This is a genomic window from Piscinibacter gummiphilus, assembly GCF_032681285.1.
Lineage (GTDB): Bacteria > Pseudomonadota > Gammaproteobacteria > Burkholderiales > Burkholderiaceae_C > Rhizobacter > Rhizobacter gummiphilus_A.
The window spans coordinates 3,919,634-3,942,871 of sequence record NZ_CP136336.1 but is presented as its reverse complement, the minus strand read 5'-3'; the positions used below and the strand labels follow the sequence as shown (position 1 = coordinate 3,942,871).

At 55.6% G+C, this 23,238-nt stretch carries 32 protein-coding genes; all 32 read right to left on the bottom strand.

Going from position 1 to position 23,238, the window contains the following annotated elements:
* Positions 1–35: 35 nt before the first annotated feature.
* The 32 genes from RXV79_RS18450 to RXV79_RS18295 all read right to left on the bottom strand — a co-directional run bounded on the left by RXV79_RS18450 (position 36) and on the right by RXV79_RS18295 (position 22,644).
* Complete coding sequence (locus RXV79_RS18450; RefSeq protein WP_316699539.1) at positions 36–752, bottom strand: hypothetical protein; 717 nt, start codon at positions 750–752, stop codon at positions 36–38.
* 69 nt (positions 753–821) lie between these two features.
* Positions 822–1,280 (bottom strand): ankyrin repeat domain-containing protein, encoded by a 459-nt coding sequence (locus RXV79_RS18445; RefSeq protein WP_316699538.1) that lies wholly within the window; start codon positions 1,278–1,280, stop codon positions 822–824.
* Positions 1,281–1,367: 87 nt separating this feature from the next.
* Positions 1,368–1,820, bottom strand: coding sequence for a GNAT family N-acetyltransferase (locus RXV79_RS18440; RefSeq protein ID WP_316699537.1), 453 nt, complete (start codon positions 1,818–1,820; stop codon positions 1,368–1,370).
* A gap of 609 nt (positions 1,821–2,429) precedes the next feature.
* Positions 2,430–2,966, bottom strand: coding sequence for an SMI1/KNR4 family protein (locus RXV79_RS18435; RefSeq protein WP_316699536.1), 537 nt, complete (start codon positions 2,964–2,966; stop codon positions 2,430–2,432).
* Positions 2,967–4,441: 1,475 nt separating this feature from the next.
* A complete protein-coding gene (locus tag RXV79_RS18430) occupies positions 4,442–4,927 on the bottom strand; it encodes a hypothetical protein (RefSeq protein ID WP_316699535.1) in 486 nt (161 codons plus the stop codon).
* A gap of 83 nt (positions 4,928–5,010) precedes the next feature.
* Positions 5,011–5,442: a hypothetical protein gene (locus RXV79_RS18425; RefSeq protein WP_316699534.1), complete on the bottom strand. Its 432-nt coding sequence runs from the start codon at positions 5,440–5,442 to the stop codon at positions 5,011–5,013.
* A gap of 86 nt (positions 5,443–5,528) precedes the next feature.
* The gene (locus RXV79_RS18420) at positions 5,529–5,969 is read right to left on the bottom strand and encodes a hypothetical protein (protein WP_316699533.1); all 441 of its coding nucleotides are present in this window, start codon (positions 5,967–5,969) and stop codon (positions 5,529–5,531) included.
* Between the two features lie 444 nt (positions 5,970–6,413).
* A complete protein-coding gene (locus tag RXV79_RS18415) occupies positions 6,414–6,866 on the bottom strand; it encodes a YiiD C-terminal domain-containing protein (protein ID WP_316699532.1) in 453 nt (150 codons plus the stop codon).
* Positions 6,867–6,957: 91 nt separating this feature from the next.
* Positions 6,958–7,536 (bottom strand): hypothetical protein, encoded by a 579-nt coding sequence (locus tag RXV79_RS18410; RefSeq protein ID WP_316699531.1) that lies wholly within the window; start codon positions 7,534–7,536, stop codon positions 6,958–6,960.
* Between the two features lie 86 nt (positions 7,537–7,622).
* Positions 7,623–8,159: a CbrC family protein gene (locus RXV79_RS18405; protein WP_316699530.1), complete on the bottom strand. Its 537-nt coding sequence runs from the start codon at positions 8,157–8,159 to the stop codon at positions 7,623–7,625.
* A 66-nt stretch (positions 8,160–8,225) separates the two neighbouring features.
* Complete coding sequence (locus tag RXV79_RS18400; protein ID WP_316699529.1) at positions 8,226–8,624, bottom strand: hypothetical protein; 399 nt, start codon at positions 8,622–8,624, stop codon at positions 8,226–8,228.
* A 184-nt stretch (positions 8,625–8,808) separates the two neighbouring features.
* Positions 8,809–9,252, bottom strand: coding sequence for a hypothetical protein (locus RXV79_RS18395; RefSeq protein ID WP_316699528.1), 444 nt, complete (start codon positions 9,250–9,252; stop codon positions 8,809–8,811).
* 115 nt (positions 9,253–9,367) lie between these two features.
* The gene (locus RXV79_RS18390) at positions 9,368–9,877 is read right to left on the bottom strand and encodes a DUF2314 domain-containing protein (protein ID WP_316699527.1); all 510 of its coding nucleotides are present in this window, start codon (positions 9,875–9,877) and stop codon (positions 9,368–9,370) included.
* 72 nt (positions 9,878–9,949) lie between these two features.
* A complete protein-coding gene (locus tag RXV79_RS18385) occupies positions 9,950–10,735 on the bottom strand; it encodes a PD-(D/E)XK nuclease domain-containing protein (RefSeq protein ID WP_316699526.1) in 786 nt (261 codons plus the stop codon).
* A gap of 90 nt (positions 10,736–10,825) precedes the next feature.
* Complete coding sequence (locus tag RXV79_RS18380) at positions 10,826–11,539, bottom strand: hypothetical protein (protein ID WP_316699525.1); 714 nt, start codon at positions 11,537–11,539, stop codon at positions 10,826–10,828.
* Positions 11,540–11,624: 85 nt separating this feature from the next.
* The gene (locus RXV79_RS18375; protein ID WP_316699524.1) at positions 11,625–12,173 is read right to left on the bottom strand and encodes a hypothetical protein; all 549 of its coding nucleotides are present in this window, start codon (positions 12,171–12,173) and stop codon (positions 11,625–11,627) included.
* Between the two features lie 116 nt (positions 12,174–12,289).
* A complete protein-coding gene (locus tag RXV79_RS18370; RefSeq protein WP_316699523.1) occupies positions 12,290–12,781 on the bottom strand; it encodes a hypothetical protein in 492 nt (163 codons plus the stop codon).
* Between the two features lie 375 nt (positions 12,782–13,156).
* Positions 13,157–13,366: a hypothetical protein gene (locus RXV79_RS18365; protein ID WP_316699522.1), complete on the bottom strand. Its 210-nt coding sequence runs from the start codon at positions 13,364–13,366 to the stop codon at positions 13,157–13,159.
* A gap of 734 nt (positions 13,367–14,100) precedes the next feature.
* Complete coding sequence (locus RXV79_RS18360) at positions 14,101–14,361, bottom strand: hypothetical protein (RefSeq protein WP_316699521.1); 261 nt, start codon at positions 14,359–14,361, stop codon at positions 14,101–14,103.
* A 488-nt stretch (positions 14,362–14,849) separates the two neighbouring features.
* Positions 14,850–15,074 carry a hypothetical protein gene (locus tag RXV79_RS18355; protein ID WP_316699520.1) on the bottom strand — a complete coding sequence of 75 codons (225 nt, stop codon included), beginning with the start codon at positions 15,072–15,074 and terminating at the stop codon, positions 14,850–14,852.
* A 247-nt stretch (positions 15,075–15,321) separates the two neighbouring features.
* Positions 15,322–15,759, bottom strand: a complete 438-nt coding sequence (locus RXV79_RS18350; RefSeq protein WP_316699519.1) for a T6SS immunity protein Tdi1 domain-containing protein — start codon at positions 15,757–15,759, stop codon at positions 15,322–15,324.
* A gap of 96 nt (positions 15,760–15,855) precedes the next feature.
* The gene (locus tag RXV79_RS18345) at positions 15,856–16,254 is read right to left on the bottom strand and encodes an energy transducer TonB (protein ID WP_316699518.1); all 399 of its coding nucleotides are present in this window, start codon (positions 16,252–16,254) and stop codon (positions 15,856–15,858) included.
* Between the two features lie 97 nt (positions 16,255–16,351).
* Positions 16,352–16,762: an OsmC family protein gene (locus tag RXV79_RS18340; protein WP_316699517.1), complete on the bottom strand. Its 411-nt coding sequence runs from the start codon at positions 16,760–16,762 to the stop codon at positions 16,352–16,354.
* A 113-nt stretch (positions 16,763–16,875) separates the two neighbouring features.
* Positions 16,876–17,781, bottom strand: a complete 906-nt coding sequence (locus RXV79_RS18335) for a hypothetical protein (protein ID WP_316699516.1) — start codon at positions 17,779–17,781, stop codon at positions 16,876–16,878.
* A gap of 111 nt (positions 17,782–17,892) precedes the next feature.
* Positions 17,893–18,306: a hypothetical protein gene (locus RXV79_RS18330; RefSeq protein ID WP_316699515.1), complete on the bottom strand. Its 414-nt coding sequence runs from the start codon at positions 18,304–18,306 to the stop codon at positions 17,893–17,895.
* A 7-nt stretch (positions 18,307–18,313) separates the two neighbouring features.
* Complete coding sequence (locus RXV79_RS18325; protein ID WP_316699514.1) at positions 18,314–18,913, bottom strand: DUF4166 domain-containing protein; 600 nt, start codon at positions 18,911–18,913, stop codon at positions 18,314–18,316.
* 76 nt (positions 18,914–18,989) lie between these two features.
* Positions 18,990–19,523 carry a hypothetical protein gene (locus RXV79_RS18320; protein WP_316699513.1) on the bottom strand — a complete coding sequence of 178 codons (534 nt, stop codon included), beginning with the start codon at positions 19,521–19,523 and terminating at the stop codon, positions 18,990–18,992.
* A 124-nt stretch (positions 19,524–19,647) separates the two neighbouring features.
* A complete protein-coding gene (locus RXV79_RS18315) occupies positions 19,648–20,154 on the bottom strand; it encodes a surface-adhesin E family protein (protein ID WP_316699512.1) in 507 nt (168 codons plus the stop codon).
* Positions 20,155–20,277: 123 nt separating this feature from the next.
* Positions 20,278–20,778, bottom strand: coding sequence for a GNAT family N-acetyltransferase (locus RXV79_RS18310; protein WP_316699511.1), 501 nt, complete (start codon positions 20,776–20,778; stop codon positions 20,278–20,280).
* 249 nt (positions 20,779–21,027) lie between these two features.
* Complete coding sequence (locus RXV79_RS18305; protein ID WP_316699510.1) at positions 21,028–21,246, bottom strand: hypothetical protein; 219 nt, start codon at positions 21,244–21,246, stop codon at positions 21,028–21,030.
* A 91-nt stretch (positions 21,247–21,337) separates the two neighbouring features.
* The gene (locus RXV79_RS18300) at positions 21,338–21,691 is read right to left on the bottom strand and encodes a hypothetical protein (RefSeq protein WP_316699509.1); all 354 of its coding nucleotides are present in this window, start codon (positions 21,689–21,691) and stop codon (positions 21,338–21,340) included.
* 563 nt (positions 21,692–22,254) lie between these two features.
* Complete coding sequence (locus RXV79_RS18295) at positions 22,255–22,644, bottom strand: nuclear transport factor 2 family protein (protein ID WP_316699508.1); 390 nt, start codon at positions 22,642–22,644, stop codon at positions 22,255–22,257.
* Positions 22,645–23,238: the final 594 nt, after the last annotated feature.

Genomic DNA, 23,238 nt, shown 5'->3' with positions numbered 1-23,238 from the left:
CGTCCTCTCGATGGAAGGGTTAGGCATTGCTGCGCTCACGGATGCAGAGTTGCCGATGACCAAAGGCCCTCATAGGTGCTCTGCACGGCCGCAAAGGCATCTGTGATTTGTGTGAGGGTTGTGGGGGCCTTCTTTGCACCGTCTTTGAACGACGCGCCCGACTGATAACAAGCCGATCCATCGACAAACAGATAGCGGTCGTGAAGGCCTGGCGAGGACCGGACGGAAACTGACATGCCTTCCTGCTGAGCGAAGAGGGCGGCGGCTGTAGCTACGGCAGGTGCGGATTTGCTACCTAAGAGGCGAACATTGACCCCTTTTGCGATGAGCGGTAGATACCTAGAAACGAATTCAGGATCAAGGTACGGGTCAACGAAGAGAAGATCTTTGCGGGCCAATTCAATCACTTGGCGGATTTCGTCAAAGTATTGGAAGACAGAGCCCTTTTGAATGCCAATAGACAAAGGCCCTGTAGTTCGCATACGCAGATCATTCTGCGCTTGGTGAAGGAGCACTAGAACGCCTCGTGTTGCGCGCGCATACTCACTTGATGAGTGCGTGCTGAGGCGTTCGATGTGGCCATCGAACGTTGTGATTGCCTTCATTGGCTCCCATGCGTGAATGGCGGCGGAAGCGCGGCCGAGCCACACAAGTACATCTGAAGAGTCGTTGCCCAGCGACTCAATCGGCGGCATGGTCCGAATGATGTCTTCGATCTCGAACAGCAGTTGGTCCGGTGGCAGTTTGCTCATGGCGATGCCTAACGTTTGACATGAGAGGCATGACCCGGCTTGCCGGGGCATGTCCTCTCGATGGAAGGGTTAGGCGCGCGCTGCACCGAGCTGGCCTTCTAGCCGATCGATTTCTCGCCGAAGCTGAGCGATGCGAGCCCGGAGGTATGTAGCTTGCTCTCTCTCCTGAGCGCGCTTCATCTCAACTGACAAGTAGTCGCAGATGTGATCATGGCCGCCGTATCTGGCGCTCGTGAACGGCGGATGGCCTTCCGTTAGTGCAAACAGATCGGCGCCAGCGTGAACAAGTAGTTTCACCATCTCGAGATCGCCCTTCGCGCACGCCTCATGAAGTGGCGTATGTCCAAGATCCCCGTGCTGGTTGATATTGATCCCGGCCTTAAGTAGTTCTGCTGCGATGGAGTGGTTCTCCCAGGCTACAGCCAAGTGCAAAAGATTCTCTCCGGAGAGATCGGTTGCGTTGATGTCGGAGAAGTCGAGTTCTGCAAATGAAGACAGTCTCTTGGCTTCGGCGACAAAGGCGGACAACTGTGGACTCATGGTTTTGCGCGCGTCTAACGTTTGACATGAGAGGCGGCGCCCGGCTTGCCGGGCGACGTCCTCTCGATGGAAGGGTTAGAGCGCATTGGTGGCATGGCAGACATAGTAGTTATCGAATTCGGCCTGCTCAACCAAGACGAACCCGTGCCGCGCATAGAAGCGATTTGAATCGCTCTCTCGAAGCGCACCGACACGCACTGAACAGCCTGCTCTATCAGCTTGCGCAAAGACCTCGGCCAACACAGCGGCACCGATACCTAGGGCTTGACGACCAGGCATGACGTACAAATGCTCCAGAAGCAGCCCACCTTCTCCAGGCTTGACGACAAAGAAGCCGACTTTCGTGCCCGACGACAGGATGTGGCGAGTGTGAGCAGGAGAGAAGGTGGACAGAATGCGATCTCTAGCACGCTCTGGATCGAACCTGCCAATGCGCTCCAGGCTCTCTCGCATTGCCTCTACCCGAATGGCTGCGAGGGCCTCGGCATCGGATGCAACTGCGTCTTCAAAGGTGACCTGGCCTTGCATTGACAGATGATTCGCGCGTGATGCGCTCTAACGTTTGACATGAGAGGCGCTGACCGGCTTGCCGGGCAGCGTCCTTTCGATGGAAGGGTTAGCTTTCACTGCGCCGAGCCAGGATGATGCCGAGAACGGCCGCGACTAGGTGCGATGGAAAGAACTTGTACCAGGCAGGAAAGTCGCTGCTTGCCAGGGCGCTAACGCCGCCAAACTGAATGACATTTACGACTGCTCCTGCTACGCCAGTGGCGGCTGCTGCGAAAAGGCCGTGCCTTCTGGCCAGCTTGGCTGCCAAGTAGCAGCCGACTACAAAAACTAAGGTTGAGAAGAGTAGATCTAAGACGAGGAACTCTGGAGGGACGTCGGAGCTAGTTCCCTTGACTGCCACAACGATAGAGCCAGCGACAAGTGGGGCCACGAACCAAGCTAGAGCAAGTGAGATCAGCGAAGTGCATACGACGACCATAACGGTTCGGCCAAGACTGGTGGGTTTGACTTGATGGGCGTCAGCTACTTCTGCTTTCGGAGGGAGAAATCGTTCGTTCATGTGAAAGCTAACGTTTGACATGAGAGGCGGCACCCGGCTTGCCGGGTGACGTCCTCTCGATGGAAGGGTTAGGCGCCGCGCGTGCGGTGCCTCTTTGAGTAGTGATCAATGCTGGTAGGAAGCGTGCTTGCCACCATGTCGAAGAACGCTGAGAACGATGGGTATACATCGGGCTCTGTGTTGTTGAAACAGATCGTCTCTGGATTGACTTTGCCTGAATTGGGGACCATGCAGATGACGTCGAGCGTTGCATTGCTAACTCCCACTGGAATCAGGATCCTTCTAAGCTTCTTGTACGGGCCAAGCGCCGCACCTGATATCGCGCCAACGTTCCGATTGGCAAAAGCAAGCTCTTTCGTTTGCGTGGCGAGTTCGGAACCTAGTAGCGATATGGAGCCTGTAAAAGATGGCCAGCCGTTTGCGCACCGAAGGAATTCTTTGTAGTCGGAATCCAGTTCTGCGTCGATTTGGGTTTCTAGCTGCTTCAGCTGGTCGTCTGTTGCTCCTGCGTTGGGAGGCAGGTAAGGGCTTGCCGCTCCGAACATCAGCTCGTGAAGCTCCTTTGCGAGTTCTTGATACTGAGAGATGCGTGTTGGCCAACTCATCTACGGCGCCTAACGTTTGACATGAGAGGCGGCGCAAGGGCGTAGCCCTTGTGACGTCCTCTCGATGGAATAGTTGGGCATCGCGCGTGACATGGCTACATGCCTCGACAAGCGCGAAGAAGTGCCCCTGTCTTGGGGTGCTGAAGTGGGCTTAGGCCTTGCCAAGCATTGCGATTCTCGGAACAGCCGCGCCGGCGCTCGAAGCTGCACAGCTGCAGCGCTGCCCTTCGTGGCAGCGCCCAACTTCTGACCACTCAAGCGGCGCGAAGCGCCAACCACTGACTGACCTCTACCGGCCGGTCGATCGCATTGCACAAGTGCCGAGACAGGAAAAGCCTGGCCTTCTTCACTTGGGTTGTGTTGGTAGGCGGCAGGCGCTGGGTTCATCATTGGCGGCAGACGGCGAGCGGTGACCGAAGGCTCGCGAACCGCGCATGCGACTTGAACTTGCGATGCTGAACGAAGGCTCATAAGCAAAGAGAACTCGCCGGGCCCACTCGTGATGCTCAACGTTTGACATGAGCTGCATGACCCGGCTTGCCGGGGCATGTCAGCTCGATGGAAGGGTTAGAACTCATCTTTGCAGTGGCGCGAAGAAGGGGCTGAACTGAGCACAGACCAAAGCCACATACTGGTTCAGCGCTTGCAGCACAGGGACTATTGCTTGCGGTTCTGAGTTCGTCTGAAGTGCAACGATCGCTGTGCCATCGAACTTTCCTCCCACTGATGCCAGGGGGTACTTGGTGCGATATTCGATTAGGACTGCGCCTGCGCTCAAGGGGCCAGCCCAGATCGTTACATCCGGAGGCATGTCTCTTTCTGCCTCGTCTTCGGACTGATAGGCAGCGGTGAAGCTGTGTGAGATCTCCGTTGGCGCAATGAGAACGACTGAGGGGACCTGGTGTTTGTCGCTATTGCTTAGCCATTGCAGAAGCACAAGAGCATCTCTATCGGGTGTTCCAAGGGCAGAGGAACCATCTCTTTGAAACGGTTGCAGCTTCTCGACAAGCTGGGCTGCGGCCCGAGGAAGCTGATCGATGCTTTTTCGACCGTTCTTCTCGAATGAGGCTTTCTCTGTGTAGATAGGAAACGCGATTCCCTTCGGTCTCTCAGGTGGATCGCGATTCAGACGGGCAAGTGAGAACGCTAGGTTGTCGAGAGCGCTACGCAAGTTGTGAACGCACTCGCCAGCCAGCAAACCCCAATGCTCAAGTGGAGCGGGCTGCAAGAACTCTTGCTGGGTAACCCGAAACCCCAAGCGGCGATCCCTCAGTTCGCATGCGGCTACCAGAGGGTTTGCAGCGGCCCAAGACGTAACCGCCTCGTTGAGGGCACGTACCTGCTCAGAAGCGCGAGCGAGCTTGAGTTCGACTGATCTTGGGAACGGTTGCATCTGCCTGCGCAATGAGTTCTAACGTTTGACATGAGAGGCGGCGCAAGGGCGTAGCCCTTGTGACGTCCTCTCGATGGAAGGGTTAGGCCGCACGCGCACGAAGAGCTGCCTTTATCTCGTGTACGAGTGCGACGAATTCCCGAACTAGCCCCGCTAGTGCGGCTGAATCGGCTACTTGTGGTCTCGGATAGGGAGGTGGACCGGAGAACGGACTTCTGGAGAAGCCAGGATCTGAAAGGCGCTTCGCGTCATATGCCAAAGACGCAAAGTTCGACCCAACCCTGCCGTTTGGTCCTACGCCTGAAATCATGAGTTCTTGGCCATGGCGTTGCTTTGCGAACAAAGCGCCCCATTCCACCTCGCCGATCTTTTCGGTCTCGATGGCGTATGAACGATCTCGGCCGTCATAGCGAGGCTTGACACCGAGCGACTCGAAGGCAGAAAGAACCTCTGCCTTTTGCCCGTTGTAGGTCGTGGTTGGACTGGATGAGTAGCGATCGCACAGAGACCAATACTTCTCTGGAAAGTCGATTGCAAGAAGTACTCGCAGAAAGTCTTCGGTGGTCATTCGTGCGGCCTAACGTTTGACATGAGAGGCGGCACCCGGCTTGCCGGGTGACGTCCTCTCGATGGAAGGGTTAGACGCCCCTGCTACATAGACTTGATCAGCCACGCTTGCCCTTCTTTGACAAAGGAAACTGGGTAAAACTGATTTGATCCGTCGGACCTTTGCACAATCATGTCGCACTCAGCAATTGGGCCGTATAGCGCGGACAAGGCAATCTCATTGCGAACATCTGCAAGACGCTTTTGCATTTGAGGGAAGGATTGCTTCAGCTGGGCGGCGAACGGGGAGCGTGGATGCACATATGCCTGCGCTGCAGCGACGTCACCTCTTCTTATTGTTGCTAGGAAGCCTTGCCAAACGATGTTGACCTTAGCTTCGACTTCGGCCTCCGCCTGAGATGAACTCGACTTTGTGGACGCTTGGCCAGGCGACTTATTGTTTGGCTGTGCTGCTAGCTGCTGGGAAAACATCAGGGCTGCGCTAGTGACGACCGCAGTGAGGAACTGGTTTCGCATTCGCTCTCCGATGAATCAAGGGCGTCTAACGTTTGACATGAGAGGCGGCGGCCGGCTTGCCGGGCGACGTCCTCTCGATGGAAGGGTTAGGCGCCGGATTGCGCCAGTACATACGCAATGCGCTCTTTGTCAAAAGCTACCCACGAGGTTTTGCCTTGAAGAGCGGCGCCGCGTAGTTCTGGAACCTTCCGTGTCATCCTCAGGAAGTCGAACCATTGCATTCCAACATACGAGCCAGCAAGCAAAGGGTGGGATGCGAGGGTGGCGGCTGAAGACCAGGCTCCATGGTTTGGTATGGAAACCGTCTTCATTTCGAGCCGGTCAGATGCCTGGGTGGTATAGGGAACTCCTGGTTCGATGGAAGTGGGCAGCGATGCTCGGTTGATGCCAACGAAGACCTCGCGGCCAGCCATCAACTTGTATAGCAGATGAAAGTCTGCCTCTCGCTGGTGTTCCGCGATGTCAAAGATCAGCTGCTCGATATCGCGCCGGTCTATCTTCTCTTGCCTCTTTAGAAACGCAAACACGGTCACCTCCGGCGCCTAACGTTTGACATGAGCTGCATGACCCGGCTTGCCGGGGCATGTCAGCTCGATGGAAGGGTTAGGCGGCGCCGCGTTCGATAGAGCTTGGCGCTGCCAGGCGAGCAACTTTAGCCGGCGTGTGGGTTCCGGGAGCACCGGTTCGCAGCATGCGTTGGACGGTGCAGGGCGCCCACGACGGCTAACCCACTGACTGACTGACAACCGTCGCATCGAGCGAGCACTGCGCTTGGCTCGACGCTCAGGCGAAACCATTGCGGTGGCGATCGTAGGCACGAGCCCGCTCTTCTTGGCAGTGGCACCTCTCTTCGCCGAAGCAGCGCGCCGCCGAACTCTGAGAAGCGAGGCGTTCTCGCCCATAGCGCCGCCTAACGTTTGACATGAGCTGCATGACCCGGCTTGCCGGGGCATGTCAGCTCGATGGAGGGGTTAGGCGCCTGTTGTACCCAGTGCAACGAACTCTCCTTCGAAGCGCCCAACTTCTTGACCCTCGTACAGGAGGGTTGATGACACGGAGATTCTGGCGCGACCTTTGCGCTCTAGCATGCGTGTAAACGCCTTCCAGTGCTCTGCATCAGGGGAAAGGGCGTGAGCGGTGAAGTAGCCAAGAATGGCCTGCTCGTAGCTCATGGAGTTGCGCTGGATGACCAGCCGGGTCTTATAGCCGCCCGCGGATAGCTTGACGTAAAGAAGCGACCAGGCTGAAAGGATGGCAAGGGCCGATGCGCTACCGCCAAACACGGTCTCTCTGTGATTGATGTTTGGCTGCAATGGCGCACCAAGAACGACTTGCTCAGGCGTTGCAACTTCGACTTGCACTTGCATTGCTGCGGACAGCGGGATGTGCTCGTGCAAGTAGGTTTGGATCTCACGCGGAGTCAATGCGCTCGCTCCTCAGGCGCCTAACGTTTGACATGAGAGGCATGACCCGGCTCGCCGGGGCATGTCCTCTCGATGGAAGGGTTAGGCGCTCTCACAAGAACTTGACCGCCAACCCGGCGATGGCAATGACTGTACCGACGGCCCATACGACAAACTTGTTTCGCTCGTACCAGCCCTCGTACCAGGGGCGAGGCTTCCACATTTCAAGCTCGGCATCAATGTGCTTCTTAATGAAGCTGCTCATTTCCTCGTATTCGCGTGTGGTAGACCGTAGTCGCACCTTCTCAGGAAAACCTTTTCCGAGAAGGCTTTGATCGATCTGAGCCATTCTTCGATACACCTTCGTGCATGCAGCCAGCAAAAGGTTTTGAACTTCGGGAAGAAGAAGCTTTGCGTCTACCTGCCGTTCTCGAGCTTCCTTTACAGCACTTGCGATCTGCTTAATGGCGAGATCTTCAAGGAACGGTTCGATGTAGCGGCCCCAAAAGACGTGACGAGGCGACCCTTCGAACCCTATGCCCTGATAGTGAATCGGCCGACCATCGAACATGCTCAATTTCATCGGGTGCCCAGCGTTCAGAAACACCCAGGGTTCCACCTGAACTCTTATGAGCACATCGACAGCGTCGCCGATTCGTTTCTCAAAAGTCGGATACAGAGGTGTCGTCACCGTAGAGCGCCTAACGTTTGACATGAGAGGCCCGACCCGGCTTGCCGGGGCGGGTCCTCTCGATGGAAGGGTTAGGCGCCATGTTGCTACGAACAATCCCAGCCGAGCAAAACGGCACCGCAGTGCAAGCACACGAACTTGTAGAACGACTGGTGTCCGCGAGGGCGATAGCCTTTTGTGGCTAGCAGCCAGTCGTCTTCGTCTAGCCCGAATTCCTCTCGCCAAGCAGACTTTGTGGCCTCGCTGGCGTTGGTTACTTCATCAATTGACGCATCGCCTTGAAACGCACATGCATCGTTGCAATGGGCATACCACTGCTCCTGCTGCCAGGAGAAAAAGGAGGGCGTGCGGAGGTTGATCTCCTCAATGATGCTTTCGGCAAGATTTGCCTTTGCCAACGGATGTGCATCTGCGAAGCTCGCATCGAACGTCTTTGCAGCGGAGCCATCTGAAATGCACCAAGGGCACAACTTTTCGTGTAAGTCGTGTTCACCGTAGACCGGACCTACGTAGATACAGCCCCGCCTACGCTTACAGCAAGCGCATTCAAGGTCGCTTTGCTCAACGACGCCACTGCCCAGTGGATTCGGGTGATACCGGAATATGGGCAAAGGTGTATTCATGGCGTCTAACGTTTGACATGAGAGGCCCGACCCGGCTTGCCGGGGCGGGTCCTCTCGATGGAAGGGTTAGGCGCCATTCTCGGCGTGGCTCCGGTTGACTTGCTTTGCAGCTGCAAGGCCATACAGAACTGGAAGGCTTGCGAACACGGCGATCTCTGTGCTGACGGTTAGCCATGCGGCGACAGCCAGAGAAATACCAATGGCTAGAAGAGCCTTGGAACCTCGACGACTGCGAGCAAGCGACATGGAATAGCCAGCAGAGAGAGCGAGAAAGCCGGCGGGGAGGACAAGCAGCCAGGTGAACCAGATCGAGTTCGGGTCTTCCGTGAGTAGGTAACCCAAAGTGCCTGTCGCCGACGACTGTTGCGTATTGCCCTTGAAGAGAAGTACGTACCAGATAGCCAAGATGGCTGCTGCTGGCAACAAGTACAACAGAGCGGCTTTTGTCTGGGGCTGTACTTTCATCTGACTAGCAATGTTCCTGCGCCGAAGGTCACAGTGGCTTCGCTTTAGGTTATGAAGTCTGTGATCGAGTGATTCGGGTTTGCTGGCGTAGGTGAGATCCGCTACTTGATGCTTTCATGGCGCCTAACGTTTGACATGAGAGGCGGCGCCCGGCTTGCCGGGCGACGTCCTCTCGATGGAAGGGTTAGGCGTTTCCGCGGGAGGCGGACTGAAGCCAACCCGCGACCTCTTTGGCAAATGCATGGTTTGCAACTTGCTGATTCTTCGAACCCACGTCCTTCGGCTTCTTCCATTCTTCAGCTTGAACCTTGAGCTTCTGAAGAGAAAAGTCTTGCGCGACCTTGAGTGGCTTTCCTCTTGATCGGGTTGCACACACGACCAGTCGGCACTTGTGAGCCGCAAAGAAAGAGAGACCGAGCTTCACTTGGTTTTGAGAGTCGCCGCGCGTCGCCAGGCCGACTCGTAGTTTCCCAAGCTTGATAACTGCCGCAACCTCGCGCTTTGTTAGATAGAGGTACTCGACAGGAACTCCATCATTCAGTCGAACCAAGTACTGCAGATAACTTTCAAAGGCGAGCTTCAACGTTGTGCTCTTGCCTGAGCTGCCGGAGCCTTTGACGACAAGCATCTGTCTTTTCACTGTTCACTCCAAAAGGACGGGATTTTGAAACGCCTAACGTTTGACATGAGAGGCGGCTTGCAGCTGGCGCAGCCAGCTGTAAGACGTCCTCTCGATGGAAGGGTTAGGCGTCTTTGTACAGCCGCTCATGCTCAAGAAGCTTCTCTGGAAGTTTGATGCCATCTCGGCGGGCAATTGCGAACATTGCGCGCTGGCTAAAGCCACCATGGATCTCTCGCTGGGAGTCGGTGACTTGCCAATCTTCCACATCGTAAATGTCGCAGCGATACAGGCGATCTAGCTGGCCTCTGTGACTGACCGGTGGGGTTACCAAGCGAACTCCCAACTCCTTGTCGCTGAGCACCTCGAGCACCTCAGCCCACAGATGCTCGACTTGGTTCGTGTTGCTCACAAAGCGGAGCTTCACAACGGCGTTCTCGTTGTACTGACGAGCAAGCGACAGAAACTGTGCCGTTGTAGCCGTTGCCTTAGCAAGCGCGTCCAGCATTAGAGGATCGTTTGGATCGGTCTCAAGTGGTGGGTACTCCGGCCGTGGTGAACGCCAGCGAGCAAACAGCCACACAGCGACGACTACAGAACCAACTCCGGCGATGACTAGCGGATCGATGCGCATCAAGACGCCTAACGTTTGACATGAGAGGCGCTTGGAGGCCGTAGGCCGGAAAGCGTCCTCTCGATGGAAGGGTTAGGCCGCTTTTGCTGAACCTGACAACACTATTGCATCGTAGTTTCGTCCCAGACCGCACTCTTGAAGAAGGGCTGTCCATTCGTCTTCGTGCATTACGCGTTCAGTCTCGTAGATGACAAACAGAAGATTTCTCCAGTCAGGGGAACGATAGCCACTGACGTCGGCAAGGATCTCATCGGCGACGCGTTTTGCCTCTGCCTTGCTCGTTATGAACTTGTACTCAATGAGCGTCTTGATCGAAGGAATCGCTGAATCGGGTTCGAATTTTTTAATCGGCTTGGAGAGAGCAGGCTTACTCTTTAGATCCTGATAGTGGCACTTCAGTATTCCTTCAATTCGGGCGTGCACTTCAGACTCCTTCTTTGGTACATCGGCAAAAAGAGTGGTGTCACAAAGCATATAGACGGCCCGCCTAAGAATCGACTTTATGTCTCGCATCTCGGAGGCATCTGTTTCGCCTAGTCCATGTAGTTCGGAGAGGCCATCAACAAACATTCGGAGCTTCTCTGCCCACACCAGATATGGCTCATCGCTGCCCATCTTGCTTTTGGTTAGCCCATCTTTGAGCGCTTGTTCCAACAGACTTTCTACGCGTCTGTATGTCGACGGTAAGTTGAGATGTTCGACGAGCACGAGCAACTCTATAAACGCGCGCTCAATGTAATACGAAGCAACAGCTTCGTCATCGTCGGTTAGTGGCTCTCCATAAGAATCGGACAGAAAATGATTGCTGGCTTCGCGCAGACACTTTTCGATCGACGAAATCGCGGCTTTTACTTGCATTCTTGCTCCGACGGACGTGGTGAAGCGGTCTAACGTTTGACATGAGAGGCATGACCCGGCTTGCCGGGGCATGTCCTCTCGATGGAAGGGTTAGGCATCGCTTTTGACAACCGGCGCAAGCGCGGGCCAGTGCTTCTCAAGAACTGACAGAGTGATCATCTTGGATAGCCGCTCTAGCGCATCGGTGACGTGATACAGGTAGGCCTTCTCCTGTGGCACCGCAGAGTCCCCAATGGCCAGCGACGAAGCTATACCTGCTTCATGCAGTTTTCGGAGATAGATCCCGTTGCACTTCCAAGAGTTGTGAACACCTAGATCACGTCTTGCCTTCGCTTCCACCAGGATCTTCCAGTCATCGTCTAGCGGCTCTCGCTCTATGGAAAGCAACGCGCACACTTCCTTTAGATACTCATTGGGCTTCTTGTACATGAGCTTGTTTAAGTGCGCATCGGTTGCCCGTTGAACCAGTTCCGTTGTGGTTGGCGAATCCAGGATATCGGCTAGACGAAACTCGACGTCACCAACCTTCTTCGGATGCTTTTGGATTACGGCACTGATCGTGTCCTGAAGAAAGACTTCAAAGGCGGCTATATGTGCGATGAATAAGCGTGCCACGAAATAGCTGCGCGGATCGTTGTAGACAGGGGCGACGCTGCTGGAGAGTCGATCGTGCACCTCGGCTACCTCCGCGTCAGTCTTTCGAATCGCGGATAAGTGGGCTGCCAACAAATAGACGATGGCGTTGTGGAACGTTGAGCTTTCCTTGAGAAACGCAACGTACGGTTCGGCTGGTGCAGTATCCATGTAACTCCAATGAGCTGGCGATGCCTAACGTTTGACATGAGAGGCATGACCCGGCTTGCCGGGGCATGTCCTCTCGATGGAAGGGTTAGGCCGCTGCTTGCAGCCGCTCGAACAAGATGGCATAGCCCATTGCGATAAGCCCGAGATTGCGGGCTGCGCTACCGATAGTTTGAAGGATGTCGGGTGCGGGGATGAGAGCAAGAAGCAGATTCAGTGCGATGCCCGCTGCGAAGAGCAGCAGTGGCCACTTAGGCAGCCAACCCGCGCGTAGTGCAGACCAAGCGAACATAAAGCCTCCGAGAACCATGAACGCGCCGTGAACTGAATAAAGGCTGCCCAAACGAGACCAGAGGGCTTCATAGGTTGGAACCTTCTCGGCGATTGCGTACAGAGTTGTGTGGGCAAAGTATGTGAACGCCACCCCATACAGAAGTGCACCGACAAGCCCAACTAAGTTTGGCTTTGGTTCGCGTACGGCGTACAGCCCCAAAAGCAACCAAGGCATTGGGAGAAAGGCGATGTAGTTGAGCCAGAGTTGGCCTGCTGAGAAGCCGCCGTAGTACCACTCCAGCGCGTCTGTGATCGAGTGAAGAGCGGGCGCCACAAGAGCTGCGAGGCCCACCGCAGCGCTCAACGGGGACAGGGATGCATCGTGTTGCCTCACGAGCGGCCTAACGTTTGACATGAGAGGCTCGACCCGGCCTGCCGGGGCGAGTCCTCTCGATGGAAGGGTTAGAGGTCGCGTGCCGCCTACTTGGTATGCGTTGCATTGAAGACAAACCCGACAACTCCGGCCAGGAAAAAGTAGTACTGCGCGAAAGCGAGGTAGCCGACTCGGAAAATCGGTTTGAGCACAGTCGGTGCCCAAAGAAATGCGGCGGCCTCATAGATGTCGTTTGATGGGTCTTCAGTTTGATTGATTCGACTAACTAAAGATGGCAGTGACAGCAGCAACGTTGCTGTGCACGCGATTGAGGACATGAAAGAAATGGTCGCCAGATGTGCAAGGAGCGGGAATGCCGGTTTTGGTATGAGTCCAGCCGAGACGTATGCGCTGGCGCCAATAGATGCAGTAGATAGGGTTGCCAGCCATGTGCACCATTCTCTGAGGAGCTTGGCGCTCTCCAATGCAAGTTCGGAGCGAACAGAAAGCCGATGTCGCTGTTTGTCGCGGCAGTACTGCCACAAACCTAAGAGGACGATCGGTGCATACAGGGCCACGTATAAATCTGAGGCATTCATTGGCGACCTCTAACGTTTGACATGAGAGGCATGACCCGGCTTGCCGGGGCATGTCCTCTCGATGGAAGGGTTAGGCGCCGCTCGTAGCATGCACCAGCCGAACTAGGGCGCCGCGCGAGGCAGCTTGCGAAATGGGACTGACGATCTCGCGTATTGAGCCCTCAGCTATGAGAGCTAGTTCTTCATAGGTTTCGGACACTTCTAGTGCTTTGAGGTTGCCTTCAAGTTGTAGCGAGAGGGTTAACCAACTTGTAGCGGGCCTTTCGTGCCCGCACGTCGTGCATTTGGTGAAATAGCTCCCGTTTTGAACGAAAGCAGCTACGGTCGGCTGTGAGCATTGGCTGCAAGTTGGCGCTGAATCGGGTTTCAGTGTGCTCATGCGTTCCTGCTTGCTCTGTAGTCTGCCAATCCCTGTACGAGGGCAGCTTCTATTGCCTCGCAGTCTTTACGCCAGATGTAGTCTGTTTCCGGGTGAAGAATAGCCACCGAGCACTTGTTCTGCTTGCGTTCACCGTCCCACTTCAGGAGAACGACGGCACCTTCTGCCTGGATCTGCTCGATCTGTGGGATGAGTTCATCAAGCATGGGAAGCTCCTGCGGCGCCTAACGTTTGACATGAGAGGCGCTTGGAGGCCGTAGGCCGGAAAGCGTCCTCTCGATGGAAGGGTTAGGCGCTTCAGCGGCATTGGCACTCACTGTTGGCCTCTTTGTACTGTGATTTCGGAGTGGCTGGGCCTGCGTACACAAGAACGCCTGACCTGCCCAGCGCGGAGCACTTCTTATCACAAGCTTGCGCTGGCGTTGAGGCGCCTCGAATTGCGAATGCCAGAACTAGAGACGCTGCTATGAGGATGATGAAACCTGCAATGACCGCCAAGTTTCGTTTGGCTGAGAGGTTTGCTTTCATGACTGCCTAGAGAAGCGTGCAATCGACATGCAGCACCGACGCATACCTATTCCTTAGGCTTTGCACATGCGCAAGCGATGAGCCAATAGAGGGGGATGGCTGCCAATGGGTACAAGGCGTAGGTGATTCCTACATCTCCCAAAGCGGCACAGAACTTTGCTTCAACACAGGCAGCGAGAGCGAAGTTCATGATGAAGAACACGACGAAGCCCAGTAGGAAACTTGCGCCGAGCCGTTTCGCGACGCCACCTAGCCAACGACCGATGAGTATGGACGGCACGACTCCTAGAAGCAGGATGAGCCAAGCTACCAACGCTGTGCGATTCATGAAGCGCCTAACGTTTGACATGAGAGGCGGCGCAAGGGCGCAGCCCTTGTGACGTCCTCTCGATGGAAGGGTTAGGCGGCTGTTTCATTTGGCGCTTTGCTTTGCCGTTAAAAGCTGCTCACGCAGGCCGCGACCGTAGCTACAGGCTTCATCTTCCGGCCCGTACTTGCAAGACTTTTTTAGTACAGCGAGGGCCATGTCTCGGTTGACTGGTACACCGCGCCCTTTGCTCAAATGGAATGCGTACATGGTGCAGCCCCAGGGGTCATCCAACGCGCAAGTTTTCTCAAATGTGCGGGCGGCGCAGGTTTGAATGGCTACGTCGTCTTCTTTCTCCAATGACATGCCTGCTGCTCGGTTTGTGCATCCCGAGGCCACACCAAGTTTGCATGAGCGTTGGTATAGAGCTTCTGCTGCCTGCTGATTCTTTCCTTCACCTCGTACCGATTGTCCGAGCCAGTAGCAGGCGCCTCCCGATCCTTGCTTGCAGCGAGTGAAGCAGGACTTCAGTCTTCCCGGTCGGCAGTCTTGAAACTCGGTGCTGGTGGGTGCCTCCTTCGAACGGACCAGTTCGGAAGGACATCTTTCGGATTCGGACACCCAGACGTCTATTGCAAGTACTTCACGTACGACGGAGGGAATTTCATCAGAACTCTGTGCGTGAGATGAGTCAGGTCCTGAAGAGAGCAACACGAGCAGAAGTAGTGCGAGTATGCGCATTGAGCCGCCTAACGTTTGACATGAGAGGCGGCGCAAGGGCGTAGCCCTTGTGACGTCCTCTCGATGGAAGGGTTAGGCGGCTGTTTCACAAGCTTGCCAAACCACTGGGCTGCTTAGTTGGCCGTTTTGACCAACTCAACCTCGTCTACAACCATCTTCCACTTGTCAACATCTTGATAGGGCGGCTTGCTGACAACAAACGTTGTTGCCATCGGCCCAATGCCGACTTCAAAGTTGTTCCCTGCGAACCCTTTAAGTGGCCCGTCTACTGACGTGGTGCCTCCGCCTTTTAGGCGCTTGTATCTCACCGACCCGTCTTGAGTGATCAGCAAGTACATCGTCTTCTCTTGCCACTCTCCGACGTAGGCTGCTCGCTCTGCAGGAACGGGCTTTCCGCATCCAGCTAGGCAAGCCACAAGCGCAAGTGCAGCTGACAGTTTTACGAGCTTCATATCTGGCCTCCCGAAAGGTTGTTGATTTGTGAGTGAACCTGCGTGGCGTGCGCCTCTTCGGCCGCCTAACGTTTGACATGAGAGGCCCGACCCGGCTTGCCGGGGCGGGTCCTCTCGATGGAAGGGTTGGGCGTCATTCGGTGATCTGGAACCGAACTTGGGCTCCATCGGGGAGGTCTTTGATCTGGAACGCTATATCTCCGGATACAGCGATCAATTCGAGGAGCGGGATAGACGCCAAATTGCTGCCGCCGTACTCGCCACCGAGTAAGCCCGGAATCTTGAGACAGTACTTTCGACCTGGACCAAGTGGGCCTAGCCTGCCTCGTGCCTCTTCGACGAGTGCAACCATTGCCCAGTCTTCTTGAAACTCTTCGTCCTTGATCAAAGCGTCAAGAGCGGCGCGATCTTCAGCAATGGGCTTGCAGTACAGGTCTTCCGGGCAGATGCGCCAGTACTGACCTTGCCTATCGCGGACTATGAGGTTGCCAAAGTCGTTCTCTCCGACGACCTTCTCGGGTTTGATGCCGGTCCAACTCCACGCCCGCGCAATGTGTTCGATGAGTTCCATGACGCTCAACGTTTGACATGAGAGGCATGACCCGGCTTGCCGGGGCATGTCCTCTCGATGGAAGGGTTAGGCCGCCGTGCGCAGCAGACCGCGGACCTACTCGGGAAACACAAAAGAGTGCGTGACACTGTACTTTTCCCCACGGGCCATGAACTGCCATTGGCGAACGGCCTTGGCTACCGAATTCGATAGCGAAGAATGGGCCGACTTCAGGATCTTGATGTCTTCAAGTTGCCCGGTTTCGCTGATTGATAGCTCAACGGAAACCTCACCAAAAATGTGGTTGCGCCTTGCGTAGCTTGGGTGCTCCGGCGGAACGGCGTTCTTTGCCGGGCAAATGATCGCGACGTGAGTGGCGGCCACTTCCGACGAGGCATCGGATGATGCAGGAGGTGAAGTCTCGGCCTTTGACCTGCAACTCAGCATCTGTGTTTGGGCAAGAGAGGCAGTGCCGACCAGAGTGAGCACGCTTGCTACTACGAGGAGTCTGAACATCGGCGGCCTAACGTTTGACATGAGAGGCCAGGCCCGGCTTGCCGGGACTGGTCCTCTCGATGGAAGGGTTAGGCCGCGCTGGTTGAAGTAGCACCATCTATTGGTCCTTCGTGAATGAGCTCTCTACTTGCCCGCCGCCACGCAGCGTGTTGTGGATCTCGGCGACAGCGTCTGTTTCTCTAAGCAATTGCTCCACTGCTGAAGGAGTAGCCGATGAAACTACCTTGGCGCGGTACTTTATGTTGGTGGCAGCCAGACCTACGCCTAGAAACTCTGCGCTAGCTTCAACGCTTGCACTCGTGATCTCGATCCCGAGGCGCTGAGCTTCGCGATACAGATCATTCCAGTAGCAAGTGGCTAAGGCGAGCATAAGAAGTTCGCCACCATTGACGGAGGAGCCCTTGCCAGAAGACTTGGCTGGGATTGACAAGGCTTGCTGGACGATGTCTGTGCGCACTGTCACTTCGTGGCCAGCGGCGGAACTCGTGACGACAGCCTCAACTCGCATAGGAGTCTCCTGACGGATTGCGCGGCCTAACGTTTGACATGAGAGGCGGCGCAAGGGCGTAGCCCTTGTGACGTCCTCTCGATGGAAGGGTTAGGCATCGCGGGCACCGTCTTCTACTTTTGCCTTAGCTGAGCCTCTCGTGGCAGGCGAAACGGAAGTGCATTCAAACCGCCGGAGCGATTTCGAAGTTGGACAACTGCAGCCAGTGGGTACTCTGCAATTTCTTCGCTATTTGGCAAGTAGAGAAAAATGTGAGATGTGCTCCTCATGAGCAGGTAGCCGTCGATAGTTCTTGGAGGCGCTTCCTCAGCTTGAATCTCGGCGGATACATGAATGCCGCCCCCGAACCCGGTGAGGCGGAGAAGCCGAGCGTATCCCTCAATGGGCAGGACACTTGCTGCGATCCATACGTACTGAGAAGCCACAAGTAGTGCTGTGCCGAGCCAGACCAAAGAAGGGCGCCACACCATAAACACGACGATGACGCCAATCGCGAACGACTGTAGTCGTAGAAATAGGCTGAGCCCGTCGTGTGAGGGGCAAAGCAGTATTGGCCAAGCGCACAGCTGGTAAGGGGCGAGCATTGGACGTAGCCATTCATCCGCTACAGCGGTGGCGGCAGAGAATGACAGAGCAATCAGGAGAATCGCTGTCGCAGAGAGCGCTCTAAATCGCTCCACGATGCTTCGGCCGGGACGCACCTTTCTCCCAAATGAGTCGATCCATTCAATGGCCTTTAGACCGATATCTCGCATCACAACGATGGACGCGGCGGCCAACATCGCGGCCAGGATCATTAGGGAAATACTTCCGAACGTCACCATCGCGACGAGATATGGGATGCCTTCCACTGGTGGCCTGAAGCCGTGCGCTAGGGCAAAGTAGTAGGCAGCGTTTTGCAGCAAAAATCCCAGTACGCTCCCGCCGGCAAACGCACTTATCGCGGCTCCGATAAGAAACTTGGCAGGCCATCCCCAAGCCATGACCGTTCTGAATAGCTGTGTGAATCGACTGATCATGGCGATGCCTAACGTTTGACGTGAGAGGCGGCGCAAGGGCGCAGCCCTTGTGACGTCCTCTCGATGGAAGGGTTAGGCGTCGGGCCCCAGGCGTTGGAATACTGCATGACGTCAAGGCCTTGAACGAAGCTGGAGGGGCTCATCTGCCAGTGATTTGGCTGGAAGGTAGAGCAAATCGGCCGGCTCGCACTTGAGCATGACACCGGGAAGTTCCACACCCCATTCTTCAATTTTCTCTTCGGTGGTGACGATCTCAACGACCGTTGCCTGAATCTGGCCGCGCTCGGCTGAGACAAGATCGCCAACCAAGACATTGGAACCATCGTGATAGGCAATCTTGAGACCTAGGAATAAGTCTTTCTTGACCAACGCTTCATCCAACGAACTAGCCTCGCACCACCACACGAGTTCCGCGCTGGCAAGCAAAAGCCTCCTTGCGCTTTGATTACCTTCGGGGAAGAACGAATAGCTGTTGCTTTCCTCTTCCTTCCAGAGCTCGTATCGAATAGTGGACGATTGGCTCACGCGACGCCTAACGTTTGACATGAGAGGCGGCGCCCGGCTTACCGGGCGACGTCCTCTCGATGGAAAGGTTAGGCGCCAGTGTGCCCGAGTAAGCCAGTAGCTTGCCTAGCGCTGGAGCCCTGACTTCTACTGAGAACCGGTAGAGCTCGCTTTCGATGCTCTTGGATGCAAAGGTGGTGGGGAACAGGGCCTTGGGAACCGGGATGCCGAAAAGCCTTGTTTTGCGGTGCTCCCAGTGCCACCCGCCAGCGAGAACCTTGACGCCTAGCTCCAAGCTCAACGAACCGGACTTCTCGACCCAATGACCAGTGGGATGGTGACCGACTGGCTTGAACTCGGAGACGAACTCGCTCAAGCCATTGAACCTGCGAGCCCAATGCAGGCACCCTGCTTGGCCATGAATGGAGACTTGAAGGTGATGAGCGCCAGAGGTGACAGGTACTCCGAGCCGAGAAGCAAGCCGCTTGCCGACAAGAACTGCGAGGCCTGCGCCAAATGAAACGTGGACCTGCCCGCTTAGGACGCCGCCGCTTCTGTGCAAGCCCTGAAGCAGTGGGTGAAGCTCGCGGAACCCTTCGCCGAACCACTCTTCAACGACTGTCTCCATTGTGTCTGCTGGCGTCTAACGTTTGACATGAGAGGCGCTGACCGGCTTGCCGGGCAGCGTCCTCTCGATGGAAGGGTTAGCTTTCACGCGCAGGTGCGCTTCTTAGATCGAACAAGACATCTTCCAGCTTGACTTCTTTCGTGATTCGCTCGAATTCGGATATCAGGGGACGAACAGAGAAGATCTTCTCTGCGATGCGGAAAGACAGATCTTTTGCTTCTGTATCCATGCTGTAGATCGAGGCTTCGCCGTTTATCGGCTTGTCACTTCCTTGGAACTGAAGCTTGGCAAATGGCATTCTGAGCGTGGCAATTTGCTTCTTGAAGGCAACAACCTCAGCGCTGTAACTCTCAGAGAAGCAAGTGGAATAGTGGCTCATCGTTCGTACAACCTCGTATGCACCGAGAACCCAGAGCCAGAAATCCCCATAGACGCGATTGAGATTGTTCTCCTTACCTGCGTAGAAGATGCCGTCTTGTACGGAAGCATCCAGCGTCTGTTTGATTTCGTTCGCCAGTTTCCAGAGATGCTGGATTTGAACTTGCGTGTAAACAGAGAACTTTGCGAGCGGTTCTTGTTGCCAGATCGCTGTTAGGTTAGGGCTGGTCATTGTGAAAGCTAACGTTTGACATGAGAGGCGGCGCAAGGGCGTAGCCCTTGTGACGTCCTCTCGATGGAAGGGTTAGGCGACGACGCGCGCACGACCAGCACGACTTAGGGGAGACGAAGCCACGCTACTTGGGGGCAATGTCTTCAGATGACTTGAGGATCTCGGCATAGTTTCTCGTTGCTTGGAACACGTCATTTGAAGAAAGCTTGAAGTACCTTTCCCCGGACTTGTCACGAGGGAAGTTTGCTTCGCAGGCAATCTTGAGCATGGCTTCTCCAGTGGAGTCTGGAACTACGGCTGTCTCTGATGTTGGGTTGGAATTGGAGCGGATGAACTTACCGTCTTTATCGTAGATAGACCAGCCAAGAGATTGAACCGTCCGTTTCGAACAGTTGAAGCGCCAACGAAGTGCCGTCGACCAACTGCCATCGGTATCGGGTTTGCTCACTTGAACAGTTTTGACCCATACGGTGGTTGTTTCACGTGTCTTCTCAACGGTATCCGCATCGAAGAAGTAGCGTGTTTCATCATTGCCTACAGACGCCCAATTCCAAGATGAAGCCCAAGTGCTGCCGACGCAGAGAAGCAGTCCCGCGGCGGCAAAGGTTCTGATGAACTTGAATCGGATCATTTTTCCCTCCTGGTAGTTAAGTAATACGTGGCTCGGCATTCGGCGCCTAACGTTTGACATGAGAGGCGACGCAAGGGCGCAGCCCTTGTGACGTCCTCTCGATGGAAGGGTTAGGCCGCACCGCTACTTGCATAGGATTGCCCAGCGCTCGTGATCGCGCCAGCGGCCCCCGATTTTGAGATAGCGGGGAGAGTAGCCCTCCTGCTGAAAGCCAAGGGATTGAACCAATGCGATAGATGCCGCATTGCCTACTTGGATGTTGGCTTCCAGTCTGTGTAACTTCAGCTCCTTCCATGCCTTCGTCGCGATGATGGTTTGCAGAGCCCACTTCATGTAGCCGAGGCGTTCGAAGCCTTTGAACATGTAGTACCCGAGGTAGGCACTTTGAAACTGACCTCGAACGATATTCGTGATTTCAATGTAGCCAGCGATCTTGCCGGTCTCGTAGTCTCGAATCAGATAGCCATAGTCGTTTGGCCCCTGCCTGCGGCTGGCCAGTTCTTCCGCTCCTTGCCTCGTTGTGGGCGGATGAACCCAAGAGCGATGAAGTGACTTGCTCCTGCTCGCGGCGGCGGCAAACTCTTTTGCATGGATGTCGTGGAAGTATGAGAGAGCTGGCGCCATGTGCGGCCTAACGTTTGACATGAGGGGCGGCCAAGGGCGATAGCCCTTGGACGTCCCTCTCGATGGAAGGGTTAGGCGTCTGTTTGCATGCTGAAAGCTCACTAGTGTGATGCTCAGTTCTTGCAATGGAGACGCTCCCCATGCGACCGCCAATCTCGGCGCACCGCAACGAGACCGTGGAGTTTTTCGGATTACTGACGATTGATAGCTTTGCCTCGGCCATCGGGTTTTTCTGACCACAACACGCGCTCACTCGAATGCTTCGGCTACCAGTGCACGAACCTGCCGGCGGAGCTGAACTTCTATGACGGGGTTCATGCCTTCTGCCTGAAAGACTGCGTCGGTGAACGCATCGACTGTGCCGGGTGGGCTCTGCGATAGACGAGATTGTTCTTCTGGCGGTAAGCAGAAGCCAAGCTTGACGCAAAGCGTAGCAAGTAGTGAATTGGCTTCAGCTGGGGTGAGCAAGAGAACTCCTGAAGAACGCGTGTGGGACGCCTAACGTTTGAGATGAGAGGCATGACCCGGCTTGCCGGGGCATGTCCTCTCGATTGAAGGGTTAGGCATCGCTTTCCGACGTCTGGTGGCCTATACAAATGCTTGGATCAATGCGCAACCAAAGTTTGTCTTTGGCCGAGATGATTACTTCAAGCGATTCTTTCCCACTGTCATTGTGATACTTGAGATCCTCGACCCCCACAGCGTTTAGCTCATACAAGGAAGCGCAGAGATGCTTAAGAATGATTCGTACGTCTTTGTAGGCGGGATGAATGGCGAACGATAGCGACATGTCCCCGCGCTTTACTTCGTAGACGAAGTCGTTGTATGGCCAAGTTGTCTCAGGGTCTAGGCGCTTGGGCTCGATTGCGAAGAAGGTCAGGAGCTCCAGTTCGTCGGCAGTGATGTAGCTCATGCGATGCCTAACGTTTGACATGAGAGGCCAGGCCCGGCTTGCCGGGACTGGTCCTCTCGATGGAAGGGTTAGGCATCGGACGTCGAATGTGCACTGGAGTGGAACGAGCACACATGCCTACTTAACTCGTGAATTGGCGCGCATTGTTTTCCTTGATAGCGCGCAAGCCACAATGAACGCGAGGAGGAGAAGCCATGGGCCCATGCCAATTGCTACGAGAAGACCAATGACAGGAACTAGAAATGTCGTGGCTACTAGAAACGAGAGGCCAATGACCAGGGTTGCAATTGCCTGCCACCAAGCGCCACTGGCGACCATGATCATGAACAGTGTGAGACTGCCTACGACGGGGATGATTGTGAGAATTGAGACGCTACCAAACACATAGCCATCGGAAGTGGGCTGATTCTTTGCGCCTACTGCTGCCGTGGCAGCCACCGAAACGAACTGAAGCAGTGCTAGTAGCGATATGCGACGCATGCTGCGCATTGTCCGATGCCTAACGTTTGACATGAGAGGCGCTTGGAGGCCGAAGGCCGGAAAGCGTCCTCTCGATGGAAGGGTTAGGCGCTGCCTTCACGCCTGCCGCCAACGAGAACTTGCGGGCCAAACACAAACGATGCAGTTTGGATGAGACCGCGCTCGACGACATAAATGCAGACCAGCTCAATGCGGCCTGGACCTTCTGGAAAGTCTCTTGAAACGTCTTCGTGGTCTATGACGACTGAGCCCATGACCGTGCGCTTGATTAGCCTGGCGTGAAGGCTGGGCTCATTGAAGCGAGGAGCGGTGCGCGCCCGGATCTCTGCGTGCCCTGAGGTCAGGAGCTTGCCCGGATGTTCGTATTGCTTTGCGTCTGGCGCGTAGGTGGCGAGCCAGCCTTCAATGTCTTTGGCGTTGTAGGCCTCAAGCTGGCGCTGAACAACGACTTCGGGCGATGACCACTCAGGCATGGGCTTTTGTATAGAGAAATGGTTGAACTGCGAGCCTAGCAGCGCCTAACGTTTGACATGAGAGGCGCTTGGAGGCCGTAGGCCGGAAAGCGTCCTCTCGATGGAAGGGTTAGGCGCTTGGATTGCGGGAACTCCACGCTTGCAGCGCCGACCGAAAGACGGCAAAGAGCTCGGGGAGACGTGTTGCGACTTCATCTAGGGTGCCATGAGTGAGTGGGGCAGCATGTTCAATGAATTCGACTCTCACATCAGGATGCTGACCATGCCCCCACTCGACGCCAACCTCTGAAAGCATGGGCTCGGTAGTGAGGTGCATCACGCAAACAGATGCGGCTACACAGTCGGCTTCGTGGTCCCCTGCATCCGGAAACCTGCACTCCAGGCCTATGTGGTGGCCCTGATAGGTGGTTGCTCCGCCGACCGACGAAGAGAAAACCTGGAACTTGAAGCTCGGGTTCTCCTGGCCAATTCGCTCTGCGGCTTCGCGAAAGAGAGGGAGGAGCTTTGCTTCCAACTCTGCTACGTGTTCCACGGTGCTTCCCTCAAGCGCCTAACGTTTGACATGAGAGGCGGCGCCCGGCTTGCCGGGCGACG